Here is a 6,628-nt window from a genome sequence, read left to right on the forward strand (position 1 = left end):
TCAGATACAAAAAACGCGTAATAGGGTATGCCTATTACGCGTTTTTTATTGGGTTCTAACTGGAAATCGTAATTAAAAAAACAACTTACAGAATCACGGTCTTGTTGCCGTAAACAAACACATGATCGTTGATCACTTTGTTTAAGGCTTTACTCAATACATTCTTTTCGACGTCACGGCCCGCTTGTGCCATGTCTTTTGCACTGAAATTATGATCTACAGGGATCACGTCTTGTTTGATGATTGGGCCTTCGTCGAGATCGTTTGTTACAAAGTGCGCAGTAGCACCAATGATCTTTACGCCACGCTCATAAGCTTGTTGGTATGGTTTAGCGCCAATAAACGCAGGTAAGAAGCTGTGGTGAATGTTGATGATTTTGTGGTTGTATTTTTCAACAAACCCAGGGGTTAATACGCGCATATACTTCGCAAGAACAAGGTAATCCGCTTCATACTGGTCAATTACTTCAAGCATCTTCAGCTCGTGTTCTTCACGGTTTAGCCCTTCATGCGAAACATGGTGGTAAGGGATATCAAAACGCTCGGTGAGGCTTTGCAGCGTATCGTAGTTACCTACAACGGCAGCGATTTCTACATCTAAGCTACCATCAAAATTCTTCATCAAAATATCGCCGAGGCAATGCGCTTCTTTAGTCACTAAGATAACAACACGCTTGCGAGATGAACCAATCAACTGACGTTTTGTATTTTCAGGTAAGGCCTGGTCTAAATCAGCAAGGAATGTTTCGTCGTTAAAATAGCCTTCTAATTCAGTACGCATGAAGAAGTGGCCGCTTGTGTTATCAACAAACTCATTATTGTGGACGATATTTAATTGATGCTTGTAACAGATGTTAGTGATCTTAGAGATAAGTCCAGGGGCATCAGTACAGTGTGTTAGCAGTGTTTTCTTTTCCATTTTCATCCTACTTCCATGAAATGTTTTTTTTATTCTGTAAATTAATTATCGGCTGTCGAACGGTGAACTATGCCGCAATATGAGAGCTATAATTAATCTATTATCGATCTTGTTTCAACAAAATCTACAAAGCATTTACCGACTTGATAAATTTTTGTTGATGTTAACAACACCCTAACAGGCATTGGTTTTACGAAAGGTGGTAGAAAATGGATAAAGAGTTACTAGCAAGAAAGCTGTATTGTGAAAGAGTAAACTCACTCCTTGGTGAAGAGCAGATGGACGAAGATATTCTTACTGAAATGTGGGAATGCAAGGCCTCACCAACTGATGCTGCAAAGGCAATGCAAAGTGCAGATGAAGGCTTTCAAGGTGCTCCTTGGCTTTCACGTTACCTTAATCGAAAATAGCTTAACCTTTTAATAGGTTTCTTTAGAACACACCCGGTGCGAATTCAATCTTGATTCGCGCCGGCTCACTAAACCTGCCATAATTCTATCCCTTTATTTTCTTAACTCCTCATAGTTTATGATCTCAAAAACGTTTTCTGCTAACGGTGCATTAGGTAAAGCGATTCCAGGCTTTCAACCTAGGCAAGCTCAACTAGATATGGCCGAGGCGGTTTCAAGTGCCATAGAAAAACAGACTCAGTTAGTCGTGGAAGCTGGGACAGGTACGGGTAAAACTTTTGCCTATTTAGTACCTGCGCTATTGAGTGGTAAGAAAACAATCATTAGTACTGGGTCTAAAAACCTACAGGAACAACTCTTTCATCGAGATTTGCCTCTGATGGTTGACGCTCTTGGCTTTTATGGTCAGGTTGCATTATTAAAAGGGCGCTCGAACTATCTTTGTTTAGACAGACTAAGTCGACAAATGGTGGAAAGCCATGGTACGCATACCGATCCAACACTATTGTCACAGCTCGTAAAAGTTCGTAGTTGGTCGTCCGCTACACAAACGGGTGATTTGGGTGACTGTGATGACATTGCAGAAGATAGCCCTGTTATTCCGACTATCACTTCAACCAATGACAATTGCTTAGGCAAAGAGTGCCCAAGTTATACCGATTGCTTTGTGCTTAAGGCACGAAAAAAAGCGATGGATTCTGATGTCGTAGTCGTTAACCACCACTTATTTTTAGCGGACTTAGCGATAAAAGAAACAGGGTTTGGTGAGCTGATACCTGATGCTGATGTATTTATTTTCGATGAAGCGCATCAACTTCCTGATATTGCCAGCCAATATTTTGGACAGTCAGTGTCCAGCCGACAGATCCATGATTTAGCCAAAGATATTGAGATTGGTTACCGCACTGAAGCGAAAGATATGCGCCAGTTGCAGAAAGTCGGAGATAAACTGGTTCAGTCCGCTTCTGATTTAAGAATCGTATTAGGTGACACGGGTTTTCGTGGCAACTGGAGAGAGGCATTAAAATCAGAATCGATAGCAAGAGAACTTGTACGTCTACAAGATTCTTTGCAATTAGCTGTCGACGTATTAAAGCTTGCGTTAGGTCGTAGCCAATTACTGGATACTGCGTTTGAGCGTGCCACCATGATTAAGTCTCGAATTGAGCGCGTGTGTGATGTTTCAATTACTGGGTATTCGTATTGGTACGATACTACGCCAAGGCAGTTTGCGTTACATATCACCCCATTATCTGTTGCTGATAAGTTCCATGAGCAAATAGAACTTAAGCCAGGAGCATGGATATTTACTTCAGCTACGCTCGCGGTATCTGATGACTTTACCCACTTCACATCTCGTTTGGGGCTAAAACCCTCTGACCAATTCTCTTTGCCGAGTCCATTTGATTACCCAAATCAAGCGCGTTTATGTGTGCCTCGTTATCTACCAGAACCAAATAGTCCAGGACTCGCTGATAAGTTGGTACGTATGCTGGCACCTGTCATTGAACAAAACCAAGGGCGCTGTTTCTTTTTATGTACGTCTCACAGCATGATGAAAGAGTTGGGTGAACGTTTTCGTGAAATATTGTCTGTCCCTGTTCTTCTTCAAGGTGAAACCAGCAAGCAGAAAACCTTAGCTGAATTTATGGAACTAGGTAACGCTCTGCTTGTTGCAACGGGGGCCTTTTGGGAGGGTATCGACGTTAGGGGCGACGCCCTTAGCTGTGTTATCATCGATAAATTACCCTTCACAGCACCTGATGATCCTTTGCTAAAAGCGAGGATTGAAGATTGTAAATTGAAGGGCGGCGATCCTTTTTCTCAGGTTCAACTACCTGATGCTGTCATTACATTGAAGCAAGGGGTAGGGCGACTCATCCGTGATAAACGCGATAACGGAGCATTGATTATTTGTGATAATCGATTGGTTACCCGTGATTATGGCGGCATATTTTTGGCGAGTTTACCTCCAATACCAAGAACCCGAGATTTAGGCGTTATAAAAGATTTCTTAGCTGATCACTAATCAAAGAAAAATTGATTTTCTAGCGACAGTGATTGGCCATTATTTTTAGACACAATACAGTTTATTTGAGGCGTTAATGAGCGCAAAAATTCTTGCACTAGATACCGCGACAGAAAATTGCTCTGTAGCATTAGTTATTGAAAACCAAGTGTTTGCACGTAGTGAAGTTGCACCACGTGACCATACAAAGAAAATCCTACCTATGGTAGATGAAGTGCTAAAAGAAGCTGGTATCAGCCTTGCTGATGTTGATGCAATCGCATTTGGGCAAGGCCCTGGCAGCTTTACTGGTGTGCGAATTGGCATCGGTATTGCACAAGGTTTAGCGTTTGGTGCTGATTTACCAATGATAGGTATTTCGACATTAGAAGCGATGGCACAAGGCTGTTATCGAGTTCTTGGTGATACTCATGTAGCGAGTGCAATTGATGCTCGTATGAGTGAGGTCTACTGGGGACGCTATAGTCGCGAGCTAGATGGTCGTTGGTTAGCGGTTGATGCGGAATGTGTTATTGCACCTAGTGATTTAGTAGAACAAGTGGAAGCGGATGCTCAAACTTGGTCTCAAGTGGGTACTGGCTGGGAAGCGTACGCAGAGCACATGAATAACGTTGCTTTGACTCGTAAAGAGACTGAGGTGCTGTTCCCTGAAGCTCAAGATATTGCCTTTTTAGCTCAGTTTGCTTTTTCTGAAGGCAAAGCAGTCCCAGTTGAGGAATCTGCACCTGTGTATCTACGTGATAAAGTTGCGTGGAAAAAATTACCAGGTCGTGAATAGTCACTGACGAACCAGTGTCAGCAGGTTAGGGGCTTATCACCCCACTAGAGTCTAGGTTCTTCCTATTGCATGCTTTATTTCAGCAATTTGCTGAGGTTGAGCCTAGGCTTATTGAATTTAGGTAGAGTGAATATGGTCTCAATTAACGGATTGCCTCCTTCGATTGGAAATACTCAAAAGACCAATCGAACGAATAAAAAAAATGAAGTTAAGAAAGGTGACGCGAAGCATTCTGTTGGCCAACCAACGAAAGTCGCGAATGCTGTTTCTCACTCTATTCGTCATGTTCAAGAATCCGATATTCACAAAGCTCAGATCCAATACGATTTACCTGAAGGGCGCGGTCGCCGAGCTTTAGAAGAGTATATGGATGTTATGAATCAGAGCAAAAAAGAGGAACTCGCCAAGCTTTTAGGGGTCGATATCTATATCTAACTGCAATTCTCGCTTTCATTAACTGAGTGAATCTTCTATGTTTTTTGTCAAACATCTCCGTTTTTTATTCCTTTCTACGTTCATTGTATTTGCCGCTGGCTGTTCGACATTGCCACAAGAACTTACGGCGAATGGTGAACCTGTCATTACCGATTACCAACAGTGGTTAGATGCCGATCCTGAAACTCAACCTGAGGTTAGGCTTGGTGGTGTCATTGCTTCCGTTCAAAACCTTGAAGATAAAACGCGGATTGAAGTCGTTAACTTACCGATAGGTAGTGATGGAAAGCCGGATATTAATCAAGAGCCGAAAGGGCGGTTTGTCGCTTACGTGACAGGTTATGTTGAACCCATTACTTTTGCTAAAGGCCGTATGATCACTTTCGTAGGTGAAACCAATATGCCGGAAGTTGGTGCTGTTGGAGACTATGAATACACTTTCCCTGTTATGAATGTAAATGGGCAGCGGTTATGGCAAATCAAAGAGAGAGTTGTCGTAACAGAAACGTCGTCTTACTTATATTCATGTAGAAGTATGTATTGTCGTAGTTTCGATTATGGACCTAAACAAGGGCGTGTTATTCAAGAAGTCAGATAGCCTTTGGGATGAGATTTGACGCTTTAATTCGTTGCTTTGACTAATTTTTAAAGCGCAAAGCCTGCGCTGAACTATATGTGAGAACCGTGCCTTTATTACCATTACGCGAAAATAAGTATTCGTTAGCATATGGCTCGGCGAAGAGTCATTCTACGTTAGACGCTCCAGTCTCGCCGCGCTCGATAGCCACGCTTGAAATTGGGATGCCATCAACGACCGCACAGACGGTCGTTTTTATTCATGGCTGGTTAGACAATGCAGCAAGCTTCACCTCAACCATTCAAGCCATAGCCAACGCTGACCCTAGTTTGCACCTAATCGCAATCGATTTACCTGGTCACGGACACTCAAGCCATAAAAGTAGCGACACTTATTACCCTTTTCATGACTATATTGACGATATTTACCAGCTTTTGCGTGAAATATCGCCAAACAGACTGGTGCTAGTAGGACATTCACTTGGTGCATTGATAGCAAGTTGTTATAGTGCCGCCTTTCCTGAACAGGTATCAGGATTAGTTCAAATTGAAGGTCACGGACCTCTTTCAGAAGCTCCCCAGAATACAGTGTCTCGACTGAGGCAAGGGGTATTAAGTCGACAACGGCAGCGGAGAAAGCCTTCACGTCCTCTAGCAACTCTAGAAGACGCAATACAGCTAAGATCAAATGTAAACCAAATTGAAGCTGAGCTTATTCAGCCGATTGTCGAACGAGGTATCGAATACCGCGATGGACAATGGCACTGGCGTTACGACGCTCAGTTGAAGTGTGATTCCTTATATCGAATGTCACAAGCGCACGCTGAAGCCATCATGCAGTCAATATCTTGCCCGCAACTTATTATTCTGGGAGATGAAGGCTATCGTGAGTTGCAGCACAATCGCTACAATTTAGCGACTTCTAAGCTAAAGATAGTGACAGTTAAGGGCGGGCATCATTGTCATTTGCAGAATCCTCAGCGCATTTCTGAACTAATTCTTGGTGTAGTTAACAAAATTTAAACAAGTGTTTGAGTGTTTCGTGCTCAAGCTCTAAAGCTGTGCTGTAATAACCGCAAATGATAAATAGCGGCTTTTAGTCAGCTGATAAACGAGGAGTAACATCGTGGATAAACCTTGGCTTTCACGTTTTCCAAGTGACGTACCAGAAACCATCAACCCAGATCAGTACCCATCTTTAGTTGAGATGTTTGAGCAGTCTGTTCAAAAGTATGCTGACCAACCAGCATTTATGAACATGGGCTCTGTGATGACCTTCCGTAAGTTGGAAGAGCGCAGCCGTGCTTTTGCCGCATACTTACAAAATGATCTGAAGTTGAAAAAGGGCGATCGTGTTGCCTTGATGATGCCTAACTTACTTCAATACCCAATTGCATTATTTGGTGTATTACGAGCAGGTATGATCGCGGTTAACGTGAATCCACTTTACACTCCACGAGAACTTGAACACCAGCTGAACG

At 42.8% G+C, this 6,628-nt stretch carries 8 protein-coding genes; 7 read left to right on the plus strand and 1 reads right to left on the minus strand.

The window, feature by feature from the left end; all coding sequences use genetic code 11:
* Positions 1 to 85 precede the first annotated feature (85 nt).
* Entirely contained in the window at positions 86 to 919 is an 834-nt protein-coding gene (purU, locus tag L4C33_RS00400) for a formyltetrahydrofolate deformylase (protein ID WP_428810515.1), read from the minus strand.
* Between the two features lie 209 nt (positions 920 to 1,128).
* Between purU and L4C33_RS00405 the strand changes: the two genes are divergently transcribed.
* From L4C33_RS00405 to L4C33_RS00435, 7 genes are all read left to right on the plus strand, one after another.
* Positions 1,129 to 1,329, plus strand: coding sequence for a hypothetical protein (locus L4C33_RS00405; RefSeq protein ID WP_428810516.1), 201 nt, complete (start codon positions 1,129 to 1,131; stop codon positions 1,327 to 1,329).
* A gap of 118 nt (positions 1,330 to 1,447) precedes the next feature.
* Positions 1,448 to 3,358 (plus strand): DNA repair helicase YoaA, encoded by a 1,911-nt coding sequence (gene yoaA, locus L4C33_RS00410; protein ID WP_428810517.1) that lies wholly within the window; start codon positions 1,448 to 1,450, stop codon positions 3,356 to 3,358.
* 76 nt (positions 3,359 to 3,434) lie between these two features.
* Complete coding sequence (gene tsaB, locus L4C33_RS00415) at positions 3,435 to 4,136, plus strand: tRNA (adenosine(37)-N6)-threonylcarbamoyltransferase complex dimerization subunit type 1 TsaB (protein WP_428810518.1); 702 nt, start codon at positions 3,435 to 3,437, stop codon at positions 4,134 to 4,136.
* A gap of 132 nt (positions 4,137 to 4,268) precedes the next feature.
* Positions 4,269 to 4,571, plus strand: coding sequence for a chromosome partitioning protein ParA (locus L4C33_RS00420; protein ID WP_428810519.1), 303 nt, complete (start codon positions 4,269 to 4,271; stop codon positions 4,569 to 4,571).
* A gap of 37 nt (positions 4,572 to 4,608) precedes the next feature.
* Positions 4,609 to 5,169 (plus strand): Slp family lipoprotein, encoded by a 561-nt coding sequence (locus tag L4C33_RS00425; protein WP_428810520.1) that lies wholly within the window; start codon positions 4,609 to 4,611, stop codon positions 5,167 to 5,169.
* Positions 5,170 to 5,255: 86 nt separating this feature from the next.
* Entirely contained in the window at positions 5,256 to 6,170 is a 915-nt protein-coding gene (locus tag L4C33_RS00430) for an alpha/beta hydrolase (RefSeq protein WP_428810521.1), read from the plus strand.
* A 103-nt stretch (positions 6,171 to 6,273) separates the two neighbouring features.
* The coding region (locus tag L4C33_RS00435) for an AMP-binding protein (protein ID WP_428810522.1) at positions 6,274 to 6,628 on the plus strand (355 nt) is incomplete at its 3' end.

This window comes from Vibrio makurazakiensis, assembly GCF_050337375.1.
GTDB classification, from domain to species: Bacteria; Pseudomonadota; Gammaproteobacteria; order Enterobacterales; family Vibrionaceae; genus Vibrio; species Vibrio makurazakiensis.